General features: G+C 57.1%; 16 protein-coding genes. 11 read left to right on the forward strand and 5 right to left on the reverse strand.

Translation table 11 applies throughout. The features are described 5' to 3' along the window. The first annotated feature begins 18 nt into the window (after positions 1–18). Positions 19–1059: a tetratricopeptide repeat protein gene (locus tag VGK48_12725; protein ID HEY2382035.1), complete on the forward strand. Its 1041-nt coding sequence runs from the start codon at positions 19–21 to the stop codon at positions 1057–1059. A gap of 90 nt (positions 1060–1149) precedes the next feature. Here VGK48_12725 and VGK48_12730 read toward each other — a convergent pair whose 3' ends face one another. From VGK48_12730 to VGK48_12740, 3 genes are all read right to left on the reverse strand, one after another. Beyond that, a complete protein-coding gene (locus VGK48_12730) occupies positions 1150–5469 on the reverse strand; it encodes a TonB-dependent receptor (protein ID HEY2382036.1) in 4320 nt (1439 codons plus the stop codon). A gap of 195 nt (positions 5470–5664) precedes the next feature. Next, positions 5665–5973, reverse strand: coding sequence for a hypothetical protein (locus VGK48_12735; GenBank protein ID HEY2382037.1), 309 nt, complete (start codon positions 5971–5973; stop codon positions 5665–5667). Positions 5974–5978: 5 nt separating this feature from the next. Continuing rightward, positions 5979–7139 (reverse strand): iron-containing alcohol dehydrogenase, encoded by a 1161-nt coding sequence (locus tag VGK48_12740; GenBank protein HEY2382038.1) that lies wholly within the window; start codon positions 7137–7139, stop codon positions 5979–5981. Between the two features lie 30 nt (positions 7140–7169). Here VGK48_12740 and VGK48_12745 point away from each other — a divergent pair, with 30 nt between their 5' ends. The 3 genes from VGK48_12745 to VGK48_12755 all read left to right on the forward strand — a co-directional run bounded on the left by VGK48_12745 (position 7170) and on the right by VGK48_12755 (position 12569). Further along, positions 7170–7880 (forward strand): dienelactone hydrolase family protein, encoded by a 711-nt coding sequence (locus tag VGK48_12745; GenBank protein HEY2382039.1) that lies wholly within the window; start codon positions 7170–7172, stop codon positions 7878–7880. Between the two features lie 82 nt (positions 7881–7962). Next, complete coding sequence (locus tag VGK48_12750) at positions 7963–10455, forward strand: M1 family aminopeptidase (GenBank protein HEY2382040.1); 2493 nt, start codon at positions 7963–7965, stop codon at positions 10453–10455. Between the two features lie 137 nt (positions 10456–10592). Then, complete coding sequence (locus VGK48_12755) at positions 10593–12569, forward strand: hypothetical protein (GenBank protein HEY2382041.1); 1977 nt, start codon at positions 10593–10595, stop codon at positions 12567–12569. Positions 12570–12627: 58 nt separating this feature from the next. On the opposite strand, the gene VGK48_12760 is transcribed toward VGK48_12755, so the two are convergent. Further along, the gene (locus VGK48_12760) at positions 12628–13410 is read right to left on the reverse strand and encodes a TIGR03435 family protein (GenBank protein ID HEY2382042.1); all 783 of its coding nucleotides are present in this window, start codon (positions 13408–13410) and stop codon (positions 12628–12630) included. A gap of 107 nt (positions 13411–13517) precedes the next feature. Here VGK48_12760 and VGK48_12765 point away from each other — a divergent pair, with 107 nt between their 5' ends. The 7 genes from VGK48_12765 to VGK48_12795 all read left to right on the forward strand — a co-directional run bounded on the left by VGK48_12765 (position 13518) and on the right by VGK48_12795 (position 20108). Continuing rightward, positions 13518–13853, forward strand: a complete 336-nt coding sequence (locus tag VGK48_12765) for a DUF433 domain-containing protein (GenBank protein HEY2382043.1) — start codon at positions 13518–13520, stop codon at positions 13851–13853. A gap of 5 nt (positions 13854–13858) precedes the next feature. After that, complete coding sequence (locus tag VGK48_12770) at positions 13859–14212, forward strand: DUF5615 family PIN-like protein (protein HEY2382044.1); 354 nt, start codon at positions 13859–13861, stop codon at positions 14210–14212. Between the two features lie 1498 nt (positions 14213–15710). Continuing rightward, on the forward strand, positions 15711–16337 hold the full coding sequence (gene msrA, locus VGK48_12775) for a peptide-methionine (S)-S-oxide reductase MsrA (GenBank protein HEY2382045.1): 627 nt from the start codon (positions 15711–15713) through the stop codon (positions 16335–16337). A 6-nt stretch (positions 16338–16343) separates the two neighbouring features. Further along, positions 16344–17777, forward strand: coding sequence for an MmgE/PrpD family protein (locus tag VGK48_12780; protein ID HEY2382046.1), 1434 nt, complete (start codon positions 16344–16346; stop codon positions 17775–17777). Positions 17778–17854: 77 nt separating this feature from the next. Continuing rightward, positions 17855–18415 (forward strand): hypothetical protein, encoded by a 561-nt coding sequence (locus VGK48_12785; GenBank protein ID HEY2382047.1) that lies wholly within the window; start codon positions 17855–17857, stop codon positions 18413–18415. Positions 18416–18595: 180 nt separating this feature from the next. Continuing rightward, positions 18596–19834 carry a threonine synthase gene (gene thrC / locus VGK48_12790; GenBank protein HEY2382048.1) on the forward strand — a complete coding sequence of 413 codons (1239 nt, stop codon included), beginning with the start codon at positions 18596–18598 and terminating at the stop codon, positions 19832–19834. Beyond that, positions 19824–20108 (forward strand): ubiquitin-like small modifier protein 1, encoded by a 285-nt coding sequence (locus VGK48_12795; protein HEY2382049.1) that lies wholly within the window; start codon positions 19824–19826, stop codon positions 20106–20108. Before thrC ends, VGK48_12795 begins: the two co-directional genes overlap by 11 nt. Before the next feature lie 57 nt (positions 20109–20165). Here VGK48_12795 and VGK48_12800 read toward each other — a convergent pair. Then, on the reverse strand, positions 20166–21264 hold a 1099-nt coding region (locus tag VGK48_12800), incomplete at its 5' end, for a DUF1295 domain-containing protein (protein HEY2382050.1).

Below are 21264 nucleotides of genomic sequence, written 5' to 3' on the forward strand. Positions count from 1 at the left end.
ACAATCGGGAGGTCTTCAATGAGGTTCGTAGCGCGACTCGGGAGCGTTGCACTTGCGGCGGTCATAACGCTGCCTGTCTATGCCCAGCTCAACACGGACGCCAACGTCAATCAGCGTCAGGCCGGGTCCGTCCGCGGCAAAGTTATCGATCGCGACGGCAAGCCTATCCAAAACGCACAGATTCGCTTCGATAACCAGACGACGCATCAGGCCGATACCGCCAAGACCAATAAGAGCGGAGACTACTCGATCGTGGGTCTGCTGGCGGGAAGCTACAAGGCCTATCTGTTCGTCGACGGCAAGCCGGTCATGGTCAAGGGCGAAGGCGTCGGAAACCAGATCCTGATTAATGATGTTACGGACACCCGCGTCAATTTCGACATGAAGGACGCTCCAACCACCAGAGTCGAGGCGCCGGGTGCTCCCTCCGCCGCTTCCTTGAATGCGAAAGAGAAGGCCGCTGCCGAGAAGAAGAACATCGAGGAGGTCAAAAACTCCTATGCGGCCGGCCTCGCCGCCATGAAGGCCAACAACTTCGAGGAAGCCATCAAACTGTTCCAGGTGGCCGCCGACAAGGATCCGGGACAGTCCGCAGTCTTTGCGAACATGGGCGTATCCTATGCCAACCTGAAGAAATACGACGATGCCATCGCCGCATACCAGAAATCCCTGGCGATAAAGCCCGATGATCCGTCGATTCATGCTCTGCTCAGCCTGGCTCTCGCCAACAACGGAAAAATCGACGAGGCGACGCAGAGCGCCCAGGAGGTTGCAAAACTGGATCCGGCCATGGCCGGGCAGAGTTACTACAATCTCGGCGCGATCCTGGCCAACCGTGGCAAATTCAAGGAAGCCGTTGAAGTCTTCAAGAAGGCGATTGAGGTGGATCCGAAGAATGCCCCCTCGTATTATCAGATTGGAATTGCGTATTTCGGCACGCCCGACACCATTCCGCAGGGCATTGCCGCCTTCGAGAAGTATCTGCAGTTGATGCCGAACGGCCCCGATGCCGAAACCGCGAAACAGTTTATCGCCGCGGGAAAAGCGCAGGGGAAATGATCTCAAGGCTTGCGCTGCTCCGCAGCTGAGTTGGACCAACAAAAAAGGCCGCCCTTCCGGGCGGCCTTTTTTTGCTGGTCCTTTAACCTTCTAGAAGTCGATCCGGAGCTGAGCCTGGAACGTGCGGCCGCCCGTCTTCGACGTCGTCGATCCCCACAGAGTCGTTGGGGTGTTGATCGTCAGACTCGGAGCATTCGGCTGCGGATGATTCAGCACGTTGACGGCGTCCGCGCGGAACTGAGCGCGGACGTCTTCAGTAATTCTGAAGGCCTTGCTGAGGTTCATATCCAACCTCCAGGGAGCAAGCCCGCGAAGAACGTTCTGACCCAGGTTGCCCTGCGTTCCCGGTTGCGGGTTCTGCAGGACGATCAGGCCGGCGTTTCCGCTGCCGTCCGTGAGCGGAATCGATCCCGGAGTGCCGGCAGTAACGACCTTCGCCAGAGCCGTCAGGGTACAACGATTGACGGCGCCCGGGTTCAATCCGTTCAGGTTCTGCAGGCTGGTGACGTTGGCGCACTGCGGATCCGGAACTTTCGTCCACTCCGCCGGATCGAAGAAGCTGCCCTGAACCAGGGAGCCCGCCTTCTGTGTCCACCGGAGACCCGTGGTGTTCAGCAATTCCTTGAGCCCCGCCGCATTGACAACATCCGGGACGCCATTCGCATACATATTGCTTTGCGCCGAGATGTTCGTCCACGCACCGGAACTGGCCGTCCAGATGTAACCGGCTTTCCAGTTCTCGATCGCGCGGGCAAGAACGCCATTCGTTCCTGAGAACAGCGTCTTTCCCGGCCCGAACGGCAGTTCAATCGTACCGTTCGCGCGCAGGATGTCCGGATGGTTGGCGTTCACGATCGTGTAATCCATGTGTCGATTTACAGGATTCGTGAACGTCGAGAGCAGTCCCAGGTCTTTGCTGAAGGTGTAATTGATCGTCGTGGTGACGCCGTTCGTCGGACGCAGAGTGTACTCCACCTGCACCGAGTGATAATTGGCGCTGCCCATGTTGGACAGGTAATTGACCGTAGCGAACTGCGGATTGGTGTAGATGAAGTTTTCCGGAGCGACTCCACCGGCCCGCAGAGCGGCACCCCGAATCGTGCTCGTACTGATTGCCGGCAGACCGCAGTTCCCGGCCGCGCCCGCAGCAGGACACCCACTCTGGATGTAGTCCAGAGTGGCCAGGGCGGATGCAACACCACCAGCCCCGCCATAGTTACCCGCGGCGAGGTTCGTGCTGAAAGTCGAACTGGCGCGCATCTGCATCGCTGCCGTTTGCGGCACACCATTGACTGTTGTGCCGATCGCACCGAAGGTGCCGGTGCAGCCGGTCGTACAGATGTTGACGCCGTTCAGCAGCGAATTCAGCAGCGGCGACTCGCCGCCGGCCCGGATGCTGTTGAACTCCGGAAGCAGGCCGTTGTACAGGAAGTTCGGACTGTTCAAGTTGATGCCCGCGCCGTTGTACAGCTTCCTGGCCAGCGTGCCGACATACCGCACATCGATCGTCATGTGCTGATTGATGCTGCGCGTGACGGCCAGCGTCAGGTTCTGCACGTAAGGCGAGGTGAAGTTCGGATCGAAGAAACTGATCGTCTGGCTGCGATCCGTCACCGGAATCGCCGCCAACGGGGAGATGGTTGCCGGCGGCGGAACCACACCGGGCTGGTTCAACTTCGTCAGGTCCAGGTACTGGTCGCCCGCAAGGGTCTGCGTCGCGGTACCACTATAGACGCGGCCCGGCGGACTGTCGATTGGACCTTCAATCGTGGAGTAGCGGCCGCCCCCCTGATACGTGATCTGGTATCCGCCACGGATCGTGGTTTTATTTTCGCCCAGGAATCGGGGATTCCAGGCAAAGCCGACGGCCGGACCGAAGTTTTTGTTGTCATTGTTATACAGCTTCGAGCCGGGATTCGGCGAGCCCGGTCCGACGAAGTGCAACGACGTCAGGCTGCCACGGATACCGGGATTCATCCAGCCGGTGAAATCACTGCCGGACAATCCGAATGCCGGGTTGCCGCTGCCGATGGCCGCTGCCGTGAATCCGTCCTCAGAATACGGAACCCCGTACCACTCATATCGCAGACCGACATTCAGTGTCAGCGTCGGGCGGATCTTGAAGTCGTCCTTCACGAACAAATCGAATTCACGCTGCTTGATGGTGTTCGTGATCAACGGACTCGTCGTGAAATCGCTGAACGCCGTGTCCGTCGGTTTATTCATGAAGTACTGGTTGTTGACGGAGGACAGCGAGCCGCTGAGGAAGTTCAACAGATTGCGGGCCTTGGCAGCATCGTTCGTACCGATACCCGACAGGGCCGGATTGGTGTTCGCAATAGCGGTTGTCCCCGTGATCGCGAGCGGCGATCCGGGCGTCGCGCCTGCCACCACAACGACGGGATCTTTGGCGTTCTGGAAGAAGCCGAGACCCGCGCTGCTGCCCTGCGACCGGCTGCTGGCCATACGCAGTTCACCGCCGAAACGAACGGAGTGTTTGCCTTTCGTCCAGCTCATGGTGTCGCCGTAGGTGTAAAGCGGCGTTCGGTCGACGGCCGTGGCCGTGAGGTTCGCGCCGCCCGCGGCGGTTCCCAGGCACGCCCCGGGAGGAGGAGTCGGACGAGCGCCGGTGATCGGGTTACAAACGCCGACTCCACCAGTCACGTCCGTCAGGATTTCAAAGCCGTTCACTGCGGGAGGCAGATAGGCCTTGATTCCAGCTGCATTTGCCGGGTTATCCCAAGGAGCAAGGACGTTGGTTCCGCTGACGCGATACCCCGCCTTGACTTCGTTCACCATGGAAGCCGTCAGCGTCGATACCAGCCCGCCGGTCATGGTCGTGGGCCGGTGGAAATTGGTGTTGCTCCAGGTTCCGGGAAGACCGGCCAGCGTGTCGTCGGAAACGACGCGCTCATAACTCCACGCGAAATTGCCGCGGTGCTTCTGGTTGAAGTTGTGATCGATCTTCACATTGTAATCGTGGCGGGTGCCCGTGGCTTCGCCCACGCTGAAGAGATTGTCGACGCCCCTGAAATGGCGGACAACGTCGTAGCTTGCCGTATTCAAACCGTCAACTGTCCCAACGATATTCGAAAAATCGTTCGGCGCCGGCATCAAAGCCATCGTCCGGCTGACGAAACCAGTCGGATCCTGTTTGGTTCTGAAGGTATCCCATGAGCCGTTCACCGCTCCGTTGGAGCAGTCGGCGTTCGGAACACCACCGGGAAATGTGACCGGACCGTACACGCTGGCGTATTCGAGCTTACCGGTATACGGAGTGCCATTCGGATTGGTCGTCGGCGTCAGGGGGTTGCCGAAGTTATCAACGGTCTGCCGTGACGGCGTAGCGCCGCCCCCGTTCGTCGCGGTTCCGACGGTACCGTTGTTCCATCCGTCGAAATAACGGAAGACACCGTTCTTCGCGCACGGGGTCAATACTGGAATTGGATTGCTCGCGCGGTTCCAATTGATATTCAGGTCGAACAGGCCGAAGAAGAAGGTCTTGTTCTTGATGATCGGACCGCCGGCGCTGAACGTCGTCTGGTTGTTATTGGACCAGAACGGGATGATTCGATTGGGTTGATGCTGGTTGTTCGCCCAGCTGTTCGGATTCAACGCCGTGTTCTGAACGTTCCATACGGCGGCGCCGCGGAACTGGTTGGTTCCAGAACGCGTCGTGATCTGGACGACGCCGTTTCCACGCCCGAGTTCGGCATCCACCGGCGTCACGATCAAGCGGACTTCGCCGACCATGTCGGGATTGATAACCGTGTTGGCATTGATACCCGTTGGGTATCGCAGGTCGTTGACCATGATGCCGTCGCGGAGTACCGGCGTGTCTTGCGCGCTGATTCCGGCGAGCGTCTCCGCTTCACGTCCGAATGCGCTCTGTCCCGCTTCTCCGTTACCGGTGGCGACCACGTTATCGACGCCGCCGAGTACCTGAACAAGATCCAGAACGTTGCCGCCGGTCAGCGGCAGATCCACAACTTTGCGCTCGGTCAGTCCCTGTCCGACCGTCGGACTCGAGGTCGAAAGGACGGTATCCGCAGCAACGGTAACTTCAACACTTGTGGCCTGGCTCGAAACCTTGAGCGCGAAATTCAAACGCAGCGTTACGCCTGCTTCAAGGGTCGCGTTTGAATAGGTCGATTTTTGAAAGCCCGGCAATTCGGCGGACACGTTGTACGGGCCGGCAATCAAGCTGGGGATGAAGTATGCTCCAGCCTCATTGCTGACCGCCGTCGTCATAACTCCGGTCGCCGTATTCGTTACGGTAATGGACACGCCCGGCAGGACCGCTCCCGTTGCATCCGCAACGGTTCCTGAAAACGTTCCCTGGGCAATCTGGCCAAATGCTGACGTGATAGCCAGACATAGCAGCACCAAACAAAAGAAGATTTTTTTCATTCTCACCCACCTATGCGAGGGGTCAGGGGGAAACCTCGTCGCCTTGTTTTTGTTCGTTGACTTACTTATCCGATTGTTGCGGAGCTAATAAATCACCAGCAGGTATTACGTGTCAATCAAAATGCTGAATAATAAGGAATTAGTGAGGAAGACTTATTGAATTCCGGGCGCGCACGTCTGTGTCCGCAAAAAGCTTCAGCAGCACAAACACCTGCTGGGTCCGTGACCTTCACTCAAGATGTTTCCGCGGGCGTCGATGATCGTGATGGCGAGAGTGCGGCCGTCTTCCAGCCTTAACGCGATCGGAATGCCGATCCATCCGGCGGGATCTTTATCGGGATTAAAATCGATCGAACCTTCCAAACGTTGCAGTCCCGGAATCGGCAGACCGGAGTGTTCGACAAAGCCCTGATGCCGCCGGATCGTATAAAGGACGTTACGCAGCAAGGCGCCGTTCAACGTTAATTCGCCTGTGCCGGATCGTTCCTCGACCAGTTTCATCATGACTGCTACCAGGCTTGCTCAAACAACTCGATGATCTGCTCCGGCGCGGGAACCACCGGATTATTCTGAGGGCTGCCGGATTCCAGCGCATCGTTCGCCATCTTCGGCAGGACCGCTTGAAACTTCTCCTTGTCCCCGCCACAGCAATCGCGCAGGCGGGGCACCTTGAGATCATCGTTAAGTTGATCGAGCCAGTCCGAAAGCGCTTCGCAGGCAGCCTCGTCCGCGGATCTGGCCGGAGCGATCTGCATCGCGCGCGCCAGTTCCGCATAGCGGGCAGTGGCTCCCGTCCACGAGAATCGGGTCACGGCGGGCAATAGAACCGAATTCGACAGGCCGTGCGGAAGTTTGAAAACCAGGCCAAGAGGACGGCTCATGCCGTGAACCAGGCAAACGCTGGAATTGGTGAACGCAAGACCGCCCTGGAGCGCCGCGACCGACATGGCTTCGCGTGCCGTGGTATTGCCGGGATCGTCCCAGGCCTTTCGAAGATTGGCGTGAATTTTGCTGACGCACGACAGGGCGACGGGATCGGTCAGCGAATTCGCTTTACGTGAGACGTACGCTTCGATTCCATGCGTCAGCGCATCCACTCCGACGTGCGCCGTCAGCGGTTTCGGCATCGACATCGTCAGTTCATAATCGACGATTGCCGCCGCCGGCATCAATTTCGCGTCGAGGATCATCATCTTTACATGGCGCGTTGTATCGGTAATGACGGCAACCTTGGTGGCTTCGCTTCCCGTGCCCGCCGTCGTCGGAATCGCGATCAGCGGCGGACCCGGATTTGGAATCTTGTGGTAGCCCTGAAACCGGCTCAACGGTCCGGCGTTGGTGACCGCAATCCCGATCATCTTCGCAACATCGAGAGCGCTGCCCCCGCCGATCGCGATGATCGAATCGGCGCTGCAGGCGCGGAACGCCTCGGCGCCTGCCATCACGTTCTGGTCTGTGGGATCCGGTTGAAAGTTCGTGAAGACAGCCGTCGCGATTCCCTTCCCTTTCAGCCCGCCCCGGATTTCGTTTACGAATTCCGCATTGACGAAAAACGGATCGACGACGACGAGCGCGCCGTGCGCCTGCAATGATGCCATCAACTCCGGCGCCTGCAGGCGGGATCCGCCGCCTGTCACGATGGCTTTGGGTGAATCGAATCGCGCAGTCATGATCAACGACTATGATAGTCTTTTCGGACTATGTCCAACATCACTTCAAAACACGTCGAAATCCAAGTTGAAGACGGAACGACAATGCTGGCGTGGCTCGCAGAACCGGCGGGTCCGAAGGTGACGCGCGGCATCATGGTTTTCCCCGAAGTATTCGGTGTCAACGCGCACATCCGCGAGGTGACCGACCGCTTCGCGGGTCTCGGCCTGGTTGCGATTTCGCCGGAGCTGTTTCACCGCACCGCGCCCCCAAAATGGGAATGCAGCTATACGGATTTTCCGTCCGCGATGCCGCACATGCAGGCGGCGAAGGAAGCCACCATCGAAATGGACGTCAAAGCCACATATAACTGGCTCAAAAGCAATACTTCTGCGGGAACCAACATCGCCTGCACCGGATACTGCATGGGTGGACGCACCTCATTCATCGCCAACTCTGCCGTGCCATTGAAGGCCGCCATTTCCTACTACGGCGGAAACATGCACACTCTGCTCCACCGGACACCCAACCTCTCAGCGCCAATGCTGCTGTTCTGGGGCGAACGCGATCAGCACATTACGGCCGACCATCGCAATCAGGTCATGGCATCCATGCGCGAGGCCGGGAAGGAGTACATCGACATCCTGTTCTCCAATGCCGACCACGGATTCTTCTGCGATGCCCGCCAGAGCTATGAACCGAACGCGGCCCGGCTTTCCTGGGATGTGGTGCAGTCGTTTCTGAATGCGCGGCTTGGATAATAAGAAGGAATACAAGAAGCACCAGAAATCTCATCTTGTGCTTCTTGTGTTCCTTTTTTCTTTTGTCATGGCATGCCGTCAAATGAAATCAGGGGAATCCAAGGACCCTGAAGCCGGCGTCTCCCTCGACCTCGCCACCAAACGCGCCCAATCGATCGAATCGCTCAGCTACGACCTCTCCTTCACGATTCCCTCGAATCCAGCAGAGCCCGTCACCGGCCACGAGGTCATTCACTTCTCCACGAAGGACGTCACCGAGCCCGTCATTCTCGACTTCAGCCCCGGAGCGGATTCGCTGAAGGCGGTCACCATCGCCGGAAGGTCATCGCACTATCGGCTGGTGCAGGATCACATCATCATTCCGACGCAGGAAATCGCATCCGAAGAGAATGCCATCGAGATCGATTTCAAAGCCGGCGATGCATCGCTCAACCGCAATCCGGACTTCATGTATACGTTGTTCGTTCCGGCGCGGGCGCATCTCGCATTTCCCTGCTTCGATCAGCCGAATCTGAAAGCACGATTCTCGCTGGAACTCAACGTCCCCAAAGACTGGCAGGCGGTAGCAAACGGCGCGGAGACCTTTCACGAAACCTCCGGCGACCGGATGCGCGTGCGCTACGCGGAGACGCAGCCGATTCCGACGTATCTCTTCGCTTTTGCCGCCGGGAAATTTCAAGTTGAGACAGCGGAACGCAACGGCCGCTGGTACCGGATGTTTCATCGCGAGACCGACGCAAAGAAAGTCGAGCGCAACAAGAAGGCGGTTTTCGATCTCCACGCGTCCTCCCTGGACTGGCTGGAGAAATACACTGGAATTCCCTACCGGTTCGGCAAATTCGATTTCGTCCTGATTCCGTCATTCCAGTTCGGCGGAATGGAACATCCGGGAGCGATCTTCTACAGCGCTTCATCGATCCTGCTCGACGAATCGGCCACGGAAAATCAGATGCTGAATCGCGCCACAACGATCGCGCACGAAACCTCGCACATGTGGTTCGGCGACCTGGTCACGATGCAGTGGTTCAACGATGTCTGGATGAAGGAAGTGTTTGCGAACTTCATGGCGGCCAAGATCGTAAATCCGGCCTTTCCAAATGTGAATCACGACCTCCGGTTTCTGGTTTCGTACTACCCGCTCGCGTACGCCGTGGATCGAACCGGCGGCACCCACGCTATCCGTCAGGAGCTCGCGAACCTGGACGATGCAGGCAGTCTCTACGGCAACATTATTTATGACAAGGCGCCGATCGTCATGCGCCAGCTTGAACTCCTTCTCGGTCCGGACAAGCTTCAAGCCGGCCTTCAGACCTATCTGAAGGAATTTCAATTCGGCAATGCGACCTGGCTCGACCTTATTAAGATTCTCGGCCGGCACGCCGATCTCGATCTGGCCGCCTGGAGCCACGCATGGGTTGAAGAATCCGGCCGGCCCTCGATTCGAACGGCGCTGGATGGACAAAACATCGCTTTCGTTCAATCCGACCCGCAACAGGGACGCAATCTCCGCTGGACCGAAAAGTTGGATGTACTCGCCGGCACGCCGGCAGCCCCCGCCGCCATTCCTCTGGAACTGCAAGGAGATCGCACGGATCTGAAGCTTCCGCCAGGCGCAGGCCGGCCGGAATTCATTCTTCCGACGGGAGGCGGCCTCGCCTACGGGGACTTCAGGCTTGACGATGCGACCCGGGCGCTTCTTCTCCATCGCATATCCGAATTCAAGGACCCGCTCACGCGCGGCGCGGCATGGATCACGCTGTGGGAAGAGTTGCTGGACAGGCGCGTTGAGCCGATGGACTTTGTCTCGAGCGCAATGAACGCGCTGAATAGCGAAGATACGGAACAGAACATCCAGGTCCTCGTGAGCGATGTCGATGAGGCATTCTGGATTTTTCTGTCCGAAGCCCAGCGGAAAGAAATCGCTCCAAAGCTCGAGCAGGTCTTACGGAGCGGAATCGATCGTTCGAAATCGTCATCGATCAAGGCCACATACTTTTCCGGTTTCCGCTCGATCGTGACCACGCCGGAGGGAGTCGCATTCCTCGAACGCGTCTGGCGCCGCCAGGAGATGATCCCCGGCCTGAAGCTGGCAGAACCCGACGAAGCCACAATGGCTCTGGAACTCGCCGTCCGCTCGGTTCCGGATGCGTCATCTATTCTGGAAGAACAGCGAGGCCGCTTCATGAACCCGGATCGCAAGGCGCGATTCGAGTTCGTCATGCCCGCGCTCTCCGGAAATCCGCAAATCCGCGATGCCTGGTTCCAGAGCTTGAAGGACGTCCAAAACCGCCGCCGCGAACCGTGGGTCCTCGAAGGACTGGCCTATTTGCATCACCCGCTGCGGGCAGCAGAATCCGAGAAGTACATCCGCCCGGCGCTGGATCTGCTGGTGGAAATTCAGCGCACCGGCGACATCTTTTTTCCGACCCGATGGATGAATGCGACCCTGAGCGGCCACAACACACGCACGGCCGCGGCCGCGGTTCGAGACTTTCTGTCACAACACGCGGACTATCCGATCCGGCTTCGCCGGATCATTCTCCAGGCAGCCGACGATCTGTTCCGCGCGTCATAATCCGGATCAACAAAGTACGCGCGGTCACAGACCGCGCCTACTACTCTGATTTCCCGCGCGCATATCCTTCACCGCGCTCTGCATGAAAAGATGCGGAGCCTTAAGTTTTCCGTTTGCCGGCTCCATAGCCTTCTCGTATGCTCGGCCGCATGCTGCGGAAGGCGTTTCTTTCTTTCAGCCTGTGGTTCCTGGTTTTGCATTTCGCTGCCGCGGCTCAGGGGCCGATCATCGTGACTGTGGCGGGGGGAGGCGGCCCTCCACCGACAGAGGGCCAAGCCAATAATTTTGTGATCGGACCGACTGTTGCAGTTACTTCAGATAATGCGGGCGGATTCTATATCGCGAACGCGCTTGAAGTTCTACACGCTACCTCCGACGGGCAAATCCATCTGGTTGATAGCGCGTACCCCGGCAGATTGCCGCCGAACTTGACAGATCTCGCTGTCGATAACGCAGGCAATCTCTATATCTCAAGCTTCTATGACATTCACAAACTGGCTCCCGATGGGACGTTTTCGATATTCGCTGGTGGAGGAGGCCCGTTCGGAGACGGTGGGCCGGCCACCTCTGCAAATCTGTCTTACGTAGGCCGCATGGCTCTCGACCAGACGGGCAATCTGTACTTCTCTGAATTGTCCCGGGTCCGCAGAATTGATACTGCCGGCATCATCACAACGGTCGCCGGAAACGGTTTAGGGGGATCGGACGGCGACGGAGGCCTGGCGACATCCGCGAGAGTAAATCCCGGCGCCATCGCCGTGGATCAGTCCGGAAACTTGTACATCGCGGAACCCTATCGTGTCCGAAAAGTAGATGCCAACGGCATCATCAACACCATCGCCGGTCAGGGCGTCGACGCCGACACAGGCGATGGCGGGCCGGCAATCAATGCTTCTGTATGTGCGATCGGGGGAATGGATTTTGATACGGCCGGTAATTTGTATATTGCCGAACGCGATTGCAACAAGATCCGGATGATTTCTCCATCCGGAATCATTTCGACGATTGCCGGCACTGCTGTTCCCGGCTACACCGGCGACGGGATGTCCGCCCTGAACGCCGAGTTCAATACTTCAGTGGATGTCGCGCACGGTTCGGCAGGGAAAATTTATGTAGCGGACGAAAGCAACTTGCGGGTACGCCAGATCAATAGCGATGGCACCATCACCACAGCCGCAGGCGTCCCGGGAACCAGAGGGGACGGCACTGCCGCTACATCGGTTCAGTTCAGCGGACCTGCGGGCGTCTCGATCGATTCCCAGAATAATCTTTACGTCTCCGAAGTCTACGGCAGACGGATTCGCGAAATTGCCAATGGGATCATCACGACGGTTGCCGGCGGCAGCCAATGGGATGGTTTTGATTTTCCAATCGCACTCACAGTGGGTCGTTTGAACCGTGTCTATGTCTCGGACTTCCAAGGCAATCGAGTGCGAATGCTTCCAAGCAATGGAACGATGATCAGCGTTGCCGGAAATGGGACTGCCGGCCTCGGGGGTGATGAAGGACCCGCGACATCTGCATATATCAGCGCCCCCGCGGGCGTTAAGTTCGACGCTCTGGGAAACCTTTACATTGTCGATAGCGGAAATTTCAGGGTACGAAAGATGACGCCCGACGGAATCATTCACGCCGTTCCCGGTGGATATGGGAATCCTGCCGACATCGTTATCGACCCAAACGGGAACCTCTTTGTGTCCGATTTCGCTGAAAATCGCATCGTAAAAGTGACCGCCGGGGGTACCCTGTCAATTATTGCAGGCAGCTTCGTGTCAGGCTACAGCGGTGATGGAGGACCCGCTACCGCCGCACATTTGCATGGACCCTCAGGATTGGCGCTCGATTGGGCCGGGAATCTATATATCGCCGACTCAAACAACAACGTAATCCGGAAGATCGATACTGATGGGATTATCACCACGGTCGCAGGAAACGGGACTCCAGGACTGTCCGGCGATGGCGGTCCAGCGACGGCGGCCCAGTTAAACACCCCGGGATTCCTTGCTCTCGATTCCGCAGGCAACTTATACGTCACCGATACGAAAAATAATACGGTCAGAGAAATCGTAGGCCTTGCGCCGAAAAAGAGAAGATCACAAGTCACTAGCCAGTGAAGATCCTTGCGCGGCTCCATCACTCTCCACCGGTCACCACAAACAACATTTCTAGAGATCAGTTTTCTGAAGGATGTTCAACGCTATCGATTACCAGACCTTCAACCGGAACTTGTTTGGGTTGAAGTTTGAGGCCGAGTTGATCCTCTACAGCCAAGGATAAGCGCGTGAAAAAGCTATTGCCCGGATCAGTTGCCGCTGGAAAGCCGCCGCCTACGGTTTGTGGATTTGCAGTAGATGGCGTCAAATCGATCGTGAAGTCATACAAACCCTTTAAGCCAGTAGTGTCCACCACAGGCTGTCCCGCGCTGGCAGCCAAAAAGTTTACAAGTCCTTCCATGGAGATTTTTTGAAAGGTCCGAACACTATCCGTTTTCGTTGCACTCGACGTTTCATCCTCTTTGGCTAATTTCAATTTTGGACCGTTCTTCCCGATCGTGAGAACAAAGCCTGGACGCTGCTGCTGTTCTCGGTGTGACACTAATTTGAACCGATCTCGCAGCAATGTGCGCAGCATCATTTCGATCTCAGCGGGAGTGGCATTCGGATCGTCGGCCTTTGCAACTACATCGAACATCTCCGAATCGCACCATCTGGGGCATCCGTGGACCTGATCTTTTTGAAGTTCATCCGCCACAAGTATGAGCGTCCTCAGCGACAATGCCTCGAGCGTCAGTCGTCCATGTGTGACGAGTACGTCCAGATTTATGGCTCTTGTAGTTAACGGTGGAGGATTCCGATTCAGTTTCACCGACGCAACCTCAAATGCCAAAGATTGCTGACGAGCAGAACATAACAGTACAAAAGAAACCATTACGGCGACCGTACTAATGGCGATCACGCAACGTGTCCGCATCCTTATAGCCTCCAGATTTGGATCAGAATACCTGGAGTTGTAACTGGGGCGCAACCACTCTTGAGCAGTAGACAGCGTGATACCATACAGTTATGTCACTGAAGATTTCAAATGATCCAGCGCCCCTCGTCACCGATAAAGACGGAGTCGTCCGTGTTGGAGGAACGCGAGTCCGCCTCGATACGGTTGTGTATGCATTCAATCAGGGAGACACCGCTGAAGAAATTCTTCAAGAATATCCATCATTGTCTCTTCCCGACATCTACGCGACGATCAGCTACTATCTGCAGCACCGAGATTCGGTTGATGCCTATGTGAAAGAGCGTAAAAAAGAGCATGATCGAGTTAAGCAAATCAATGAAACTCGATCTGATCCCGCTGACCTCCGACAACGCCTTTTGAAGCGCAGATCCCAAACCCGAACTTAAAGCCCGTGCTGCGCTTCGCGGTAGACGAGGACTTCAATAACCGAATCGTTCGTGGCCTGCTTCGTTTGTTGCCAACGCTGGACATTGTCAGAGTGCAGGACGCAGACTTAAGTGGCAGCCCTGATCCGTCGGTTCTGGAATGGGCCGCGGCTGAGAACAGAGTCCTTCTTTCGCATGACGTGACGACTATGGCGACAGAAGCGTACGATCGCGTTCGCTCTGGAAAGCCAATGGTCGGCGTCTTCGAAGTCAGTCAAGAGATGCTAATCCGAGAGGCGATCGCCGATTTAGTTTTGATTGCGACGTGCAGCATCGACGGTGAATATGATGGACAAGTTCGTTACCTGCCGCTCCGATAAGCGGTCCTGCTGTTTTCGCGCAAAAGAATTGTGGCCGGGGCATGTGGCCTAGAAAACATAATGCGCGTTATACGCATTCGACAGGCATCACTTATCCTTCCTATACCTCGGAGCGCCCGACGTGCAATAACTGTCGCGAGCTTGCACGTCGAGCCCCTTCCGGTCCACCGTTACCTTTAACTTATGACAATTCTTCGATGCCGCGCCCGCAGCAGGCGTATAACCCAGCACGTAGTAATCGCTTTGTTCCGTGGCGATACTCCCGAGGAATGATGCGAGTTGGTACGGACTCGGAGTGCTATAACGCCCGCCCGTTCCCTCCGCCAACTCTCGAACATAGTTTGTGCCCCGCCAACGATCAGATACTTAGCGCGCTCGTCGTTTAAACATCCGATGAACTCTTCGTAATCGGGGAACGGCATTCACGCCTCTCGCCTTCAAGCACATTTCAAGAGCCTCGTAAACCGCTTCAAGGCGTTGTTTAGGGCTAAGGCCTTCGTACCAGAAGCCGAAATCTTCCTCCTCGGCGTCTTCCAGACGAATCTTTGATAACGTCCAGGTCCGGCCATTCCGCTGAAACGTTCTTTTCGATGTGCCCATGAAGTAAAAACCGGGGCAAGAGGACTTCGAACCTGCGACCTCTTGCTCCCGAACCAGAATTCTACAATTTTTCCGGCACTGCGCGTGGACATTCGGTGGGCAAAACATTCGATCGATTTCCGTTCTCGGATGGTGAATTTATCGCTTTTGACGCGACAAGCGCCCCTCTCGTTCGGAAAATTTAGGCGTCAACGGCTGATTCCACGAAAATTCCGCGAACAAGGTCCTCTGGAGCTTCAGATCGTGAAGGAGTGTTCGGCTCCCGCACGATAGGCGGGAACGACCGCCCGCGGGCGGATAACCTGACCGTTGCGGCGGATTCGAGAAATCCGGTCGCCGGGCGACAATTCAGCTGCGAAATTTCGTTCGACAACGTGAGATTTGGCTCGACGTTGTGGATTTTCATTCGACAACGTCAATTTTCGCCCGACGTTGTGACTTTTCGGTCGACAACGCCGGGCGCGGCTTTGACGTCTCAAAGCCTGCCGGCCACCTCCATTTTTCGCACTTCTGCGAATGGCTTTTAGCACATTCGTCGAACCTCAAGATGGAAAGTCGGGCTGGAGCGAATGGAGTGACCCGGTCATCAAGATGACGACGTAACAACACAAAGGGGAAAGGAACACAAGAAGCACAAGAGGCACAAGAATGCATCCGCTCTTGTGCCTCTTGTGCCTCTTGTGCTTCTTGTGTTCCGCCTCAGATCCCTCGATAAACGCCGCGATCCTTGCTAAGGCCGCGAACGCGTTTGAAGTCTGTGACCGAACGCCATTTGCTGTGGCTATTCATGAGTAGCTATGTGTGCCACACGGAGCAACAAAATACGCGTGGTCACGGACCGCTGCCTCCACTATATACTGCTCCTGTGAAAAAACTGGCGCTTGCGATCACATTCTTAATGCTGGCCACCGCATGCGGCGGGGTCGATGCCGCGGCGGGTGCCGGAATACCTGGTCCGGTTGTCGATGAACATACAGGGTCGGCTGCCGATCGCTTCGCCGTGTTTTCCGGCGGCTGTTTCTGGGGCGTGGACGCCGTCTTCAAACACGTGAAAGGCGTGAAGACCGTCGTCTCGGGATACGCCGGCGGAAGCGCGGCCACAGCGCATTACCCGATCGTCAGCGACGGACAGACTGGGCACGCCGAATCGGTGGAAGTAGTGTACGACCCAACCCAAGTCAGCTACGGCCAGCTTCTGCAGATCTTTTTCTCCGTCGCGCATGATCCGACAGAATTGAACCGGCAAGGGCCGGACACCGGCACGCAGTATCGTTCGGCGATTTTCTTCGCGAGCAGCGAGCAACAACAGATCGCCCGGGCCTACGTGGACCAGCTCACAAAAGCGAAAGTCTTCAAGGGACCGATCGTGACGCAGATCAATAAACTCGACACTTTCTATCCGGCGGAGTCCTATCATCAGAATTACTTCGCCAGTCATCCGAACGATCTCTATATCGTGATCAACGACGCGCCCAAAGTGGCGCATCTGAAGGACCAGTTCCCCAACATCTACAAAGACAGGTAGGCGCGCATGAACCGCCGTCACTTTATCGTTGCGTCGGGAGGATTGAGCTTGTCGCCCTTCGTACCGCAGAATTCCTCGAGCGCGGCGCAGGGTGACGACGCAAAGGACGTGACCCGGACCCTGGCCAGGTACATCGTGTCGGCGAGAGCGGTGGATCTTCCGCCGTCGGTCCGCAAGGAAGCCTCGCGCACGCTTTTGAACTGGGTAGGCTGTACGCTCGGCGGCTCGCGTCACGAAACGGTGGGAATCGCTGTATCGGCGCTCGCCCCATTCTCGGGACCGGCGCAGGCGAGCCTTCTTGGCAGGAAAGAGCGGCTCGACATTCTGAACACGGCGCTGATCAACGGCATCAGCTCGCATGTCCTCGACTATGACGACACACACTCTCACAACATTATTCATCCGGCGGGGCCGGTGCTTTCCGCGATCCTGGCGCTGAGTGAGCATCGCCCGGTTTCGGGCGCGGACTTCACGAATGCTCTGGTTCTCGGCGTCGACGCCGAATGCCGGATCGGCAACTCGGTCTACCCGAAGCACTACGATGCGGGTTGGCACATCACCGGCACCGCCGGCGTCTTCGGCTCGGCTGCGGCATCGGGCAAATTGCTCGGATTGTCCGAGCAACAGATGCTTTGGGCCCTGGGGCTTGCCGCGACGCAACCGGTCGGCCTTCAGGAAATGTTCGGATCGATGACCAAGAGCTTCCATCCCGGCCGCGCCGCGCAAAATGGTCTGACGGCGGCCCTGCTCGCCTCGAAAAACTTCACGAGCTCGAATCAGAGCCTGGAAGCAAAATACGGCTGGGCGAATGTCGTAAGCACCGAACACCACTTCGGAGAGATCGTCAATGAGTTGGGCAGCCGGTATGAGATCTCGAAGAACACCTATAAGCCGTTCGCCTGCGGCGTCGTGATGCATCCCACGATCGACGGTTGCATTCAGCTCCGCAATGAAACGAAGTTGAAAGCGGATGACGTCGATCGAATCGAATTGAAAGTGCATCCGCTTGTGATGCAGCTCACCAGCAGGAAGACGCCTCAAACCGGTCTCGAAGGAAAGTTCAGCATTTATCACGCGGCAAGCGTCGCCTTCATTGAAGGCGGGGGTGGCATCGATCAATTCAGCGATCGCGCGGTCCGGGACCGGACGATCGTTTCGCTGCGGGACCGGGTGTCGACTGAAATCGATTCGTCGCTTCACGAAGATCAGGTCCGGATCACCCTGACCGCGAAGGACGGCCGGCACTTCGAGAAGTTTGTCGAACACGCCGTCGGGAGCCTCGATCACCCGATGAGCGATCCGGACCTCGAAGCAAAATTCACCGGCCTGGCCAACGGCGTTCTTTCCGCCGACAAGCAGCGCCGGCTGATCGATCTCTGCTGGGATATCGCCAGCCTGCCGGACGCCTCCGCCATCGCCCGCGCGGCGGCGTTGTCGTAATCGGTTTGCACAGCCGCGGAACATCCGAAATTGCATCTGTCGGCAACAGGGCAACCTTGGACGTGTATAATGCCCGCATGGTTATACTGCAACGGAATGAGGTTAGCAGGAACCGGTTGCTATTCATCCTGACCCTCGTCCTTTCCGCCGTTTGTTTAATTGCTATCGTTCTCAATTTCTCCAGCGCTTCCCAGCCGGTCCAACTCGGCCTGGCTCTGCTTGGCGCGGCCGCGGTTGTAGCTCTTGCTCTTTCATTCCTTCAGCTTTACGTACATCCCAAACGCAGCCAAGTGCTTCTCTTTCAAAACGATGAAGAGATGGTGATTGCCACCAACGCGCTTCATGAAGGTTTCAAACTCCGTTTTCTGCGGGATGTTCTGGGCGAAAGCGTTAGCGCATTCAGCGACGAGGATCGGGCGAAATGGAAACCGCTCGAAGCGGACGGCTTCTATGCGACGCTATACATCCGGGGTGTCCGAAAAGTCATCATGCTGCGGCTCTGCACCATGATTTTCGACGATGTGTTCGTCGCGGACCGGAATAACCGGTGGGAACATCACGATTCGTCCAGCACGGCCGAGCCGTCATTCTCGAAACGCGAGATGCCGCCGCTGACCAGCTGGAAAAGTTCTACTTGACGGGCCTGCGGCCGTCGCGATAACTTTTGGCTTCGTTTCTGAGTACGTGGCGATTTAAGGCAACTTGCTCCACGTAAAAAACTGCTAAACAGCTCCGAAAAGGGTTTAGAAAGCCCCGTGCTGGTTTGGCACGGGGCTTTTCTTTTGCCCCTTGTCGAGGCTGTAAAGAAAGGCGGATACATGAGCTTCGTCAAGGGTCTGAAATGCCGGGAATGCGGCCGGGAATATCCGGTTAAACTGCTTGCGGGTTGCGAAGAATGTTTTGGCCCCCTCGAGTGCGATTACCACTACGAGGAGATCGCGAAAGTCCTGAAGCGTGAGGTCCTCGCCTCCCGCGCTAAATCCATCTGGAAATATCGTGAACTGCTTCCGCTCGAGTCCGACCCGAAAATCGGACACGCCACCGGAGGTACTCCCCTGATTCGCGCGGAGCGGCTCGGACGGCACCTGGGAATCGACAACCTTTACTTGAAGAATGATGCCGTAAACGCCCCGACTCTTTCGTTCAAAGATCGCGTCACGGCAGTAGCCATCAACAAAGCCCTGGAATTCAAACTGGAAGCCGTCGGATGCGCTTCGACCGGAAATCTGGCGAACTCGACCGCCGCCAACGCGGCCGCCGCGGGCTTGCCTGCGTTCATCCTGATTCCCCAAGACTTGGAAAAAAGCAAAGTCATGGGCACCCAGATCTACGGCGCCCGGGTGATCGCGGTCAACGGCAACTATGACGCGGTCAACCGCCTCTGCAGCCAGATTGTGGATCGCTATCCATGGGGCTTCGTCAACGTGAACCTGCGGCCGTTTTATGCCGAAGGCTCGAAAACGATCGGCTACGAAGTCGCGGAACAGCTCGGCTGGCATGCGCCGGATGCGATCGTGGTTCCGATGGCCGGCGGGGCGATGATCAGCAAGATCCATAAAGGATTCAAGGAACTGCAGCGCATCGGGCTGCTCAGCGAAAGCGAACCCACCCGGCTCTATGGCGCTCAAGCCGCCGGTTGCAATCCGATCATCGATGCGGTCAAACGCGGCAGCCGCGAAATCCGTCCGGTCAAGCCGAACACCATCGCCAAGTCGCTCGCGATCGGCAACCCGGCCGACGGATATTTTGCGGCGCGGCTGATCCCGGAATCGGGCGGCTGGGGCGAAGACTGCACCGATCCGGAAATCGTTGCCGGTATTCGATTGCTCGCCGAAACCGAAGGCGTGTTTACGGAAACCGCCGGCGGCGTCTGCATCGCCGTGGCGCAGAAGCTCATTCAACAAGGACGGATCAAGAAAACGGACATCACCGTTCTGACAATCACGGGAAACGGATTGAAGACGCTCGAGGCACTCGACCTTGCCACGCCGCAGGTGATCGAGCCCAAGCTTTCCGCGTTTGAAGCTGTATTTGGGGGTGCATCCAATGTCGCTTAAGGTGGTCATTCCGACACCGCTCCGGAAGTTCACATCCGGCGCCGATAGTGTGGAGGTTGAAGCCGGTACCGTTCAGCAGATCCTGGACAATCTCGACTCGAAATACCCGGGTTTGCGCGCCAGCGTTTGCGATGAGTCCGGCTCGCTGCGGCGATTCATCAATATCTATGTCGATGGAGAAGATGTCCGGTTCATGGAAAACCTGGCGACACCTGCCGCCGACGGATCCGAGATCGCGATCGTGCCGGCGATTTCCGGCGGAAGCTTCGCCTGAGCAATATTCCTCGATACTCTCCAAGGGCGTCGATATACCGGGCCGCGGGCCGTTCACTCAATAAACCCCTGGCACGATGCGCCACGGCACTTTGCGGCAATAGGATTCCCAGTCCTTGCCGTACTTTTCGCTGCACATCAAGTTATCTCGCCACTCGCGGTTGAGCAGCAGGATGGTGAAATAGAGGATGTAAAAGTACGGCAGCGGATGCTCGAATCCTGTGGGAAGGCACCAGGCAAGACCCATCATGAGATCGCCGAGATAATTCGTATGCCTCGCAATGCCCCACCAGCCGGACGTCAATAACAGCGTGCCCCTCGATGTCTCGATATACTGCGCGGGCTTGCCCCATACCGGCCTGTCCGGATTCTTCCGGAACTTATGCTTCTGGATATTGGCGCCGCGAAAGATCACGAAACCCGCCAGGTTCAATGCGACGATCGCAACGGTCGTCGGCACGGACAACTCATGCGTGTGGTCGATCAGATAGTGCGCCTGCAGCGTATACATGAACGGCACCCACACCAGATCGCCCCAGCAAAGCATCCAGCCGAAGTTTTCGTGTTTGATATCCCACGTTGTCAGGATGGCTTCTTCGTGAAAGTAGTAGTCAGCGATGTAAAGGAAGTGGAAGGCATTCACCAGAATCATCGGCACCGTGACGGTCCCGTGCAGTTGGTACTGTTTGGCAGCGAAGGAAAGATTGATCAATATCCACAGAATCAAGCCCGGCCGCGCCTCGCAGAAGAGCTTGAAGTCGAAGCTTCCCACACGCGGATTCAGAGCGGTTCCCGTGAAATAGTCGCAGAAAGGACTGCCGGTTCTGCGTTCCTGCGTCTTTGAGTTTTTTCCGTGCAAATAGAGAAAGACGCCGAACGCAAAGGCAAAGATATTCACTGTCGTAAGCAGCGGGCCAAACTGGTCGTAGAAGATCGTTGCCGGTATCCACCCGAAACCGGCGGCTGCGCCAGCAGCGGCCATGGTAAACCAGAAGGTGAACCATCCGTTCATCTTGTACTTGAGCCGGGCTCCGTCGGCAAGAACGATGCCCTCGTGAATCCTGCCGGGCGCAACAACCTGCAGCAGAGCCTGGAGCAGGAACCAGCCGCCATACAGCGCCACCGAGGTCCAGGTGGGCGCGGGAATGCGTGACAGC

Source organism: Terriglobia bacterium (genome assembly GCA_036496425.1).
In the GTDB taxonomy this organism is placed as follows: domain Bacteria; phylum Acidobacteriota; class Terriglobia; order 20CM-2-55-15; family 20CM-2-55-15; genus 20CM-2-55-15.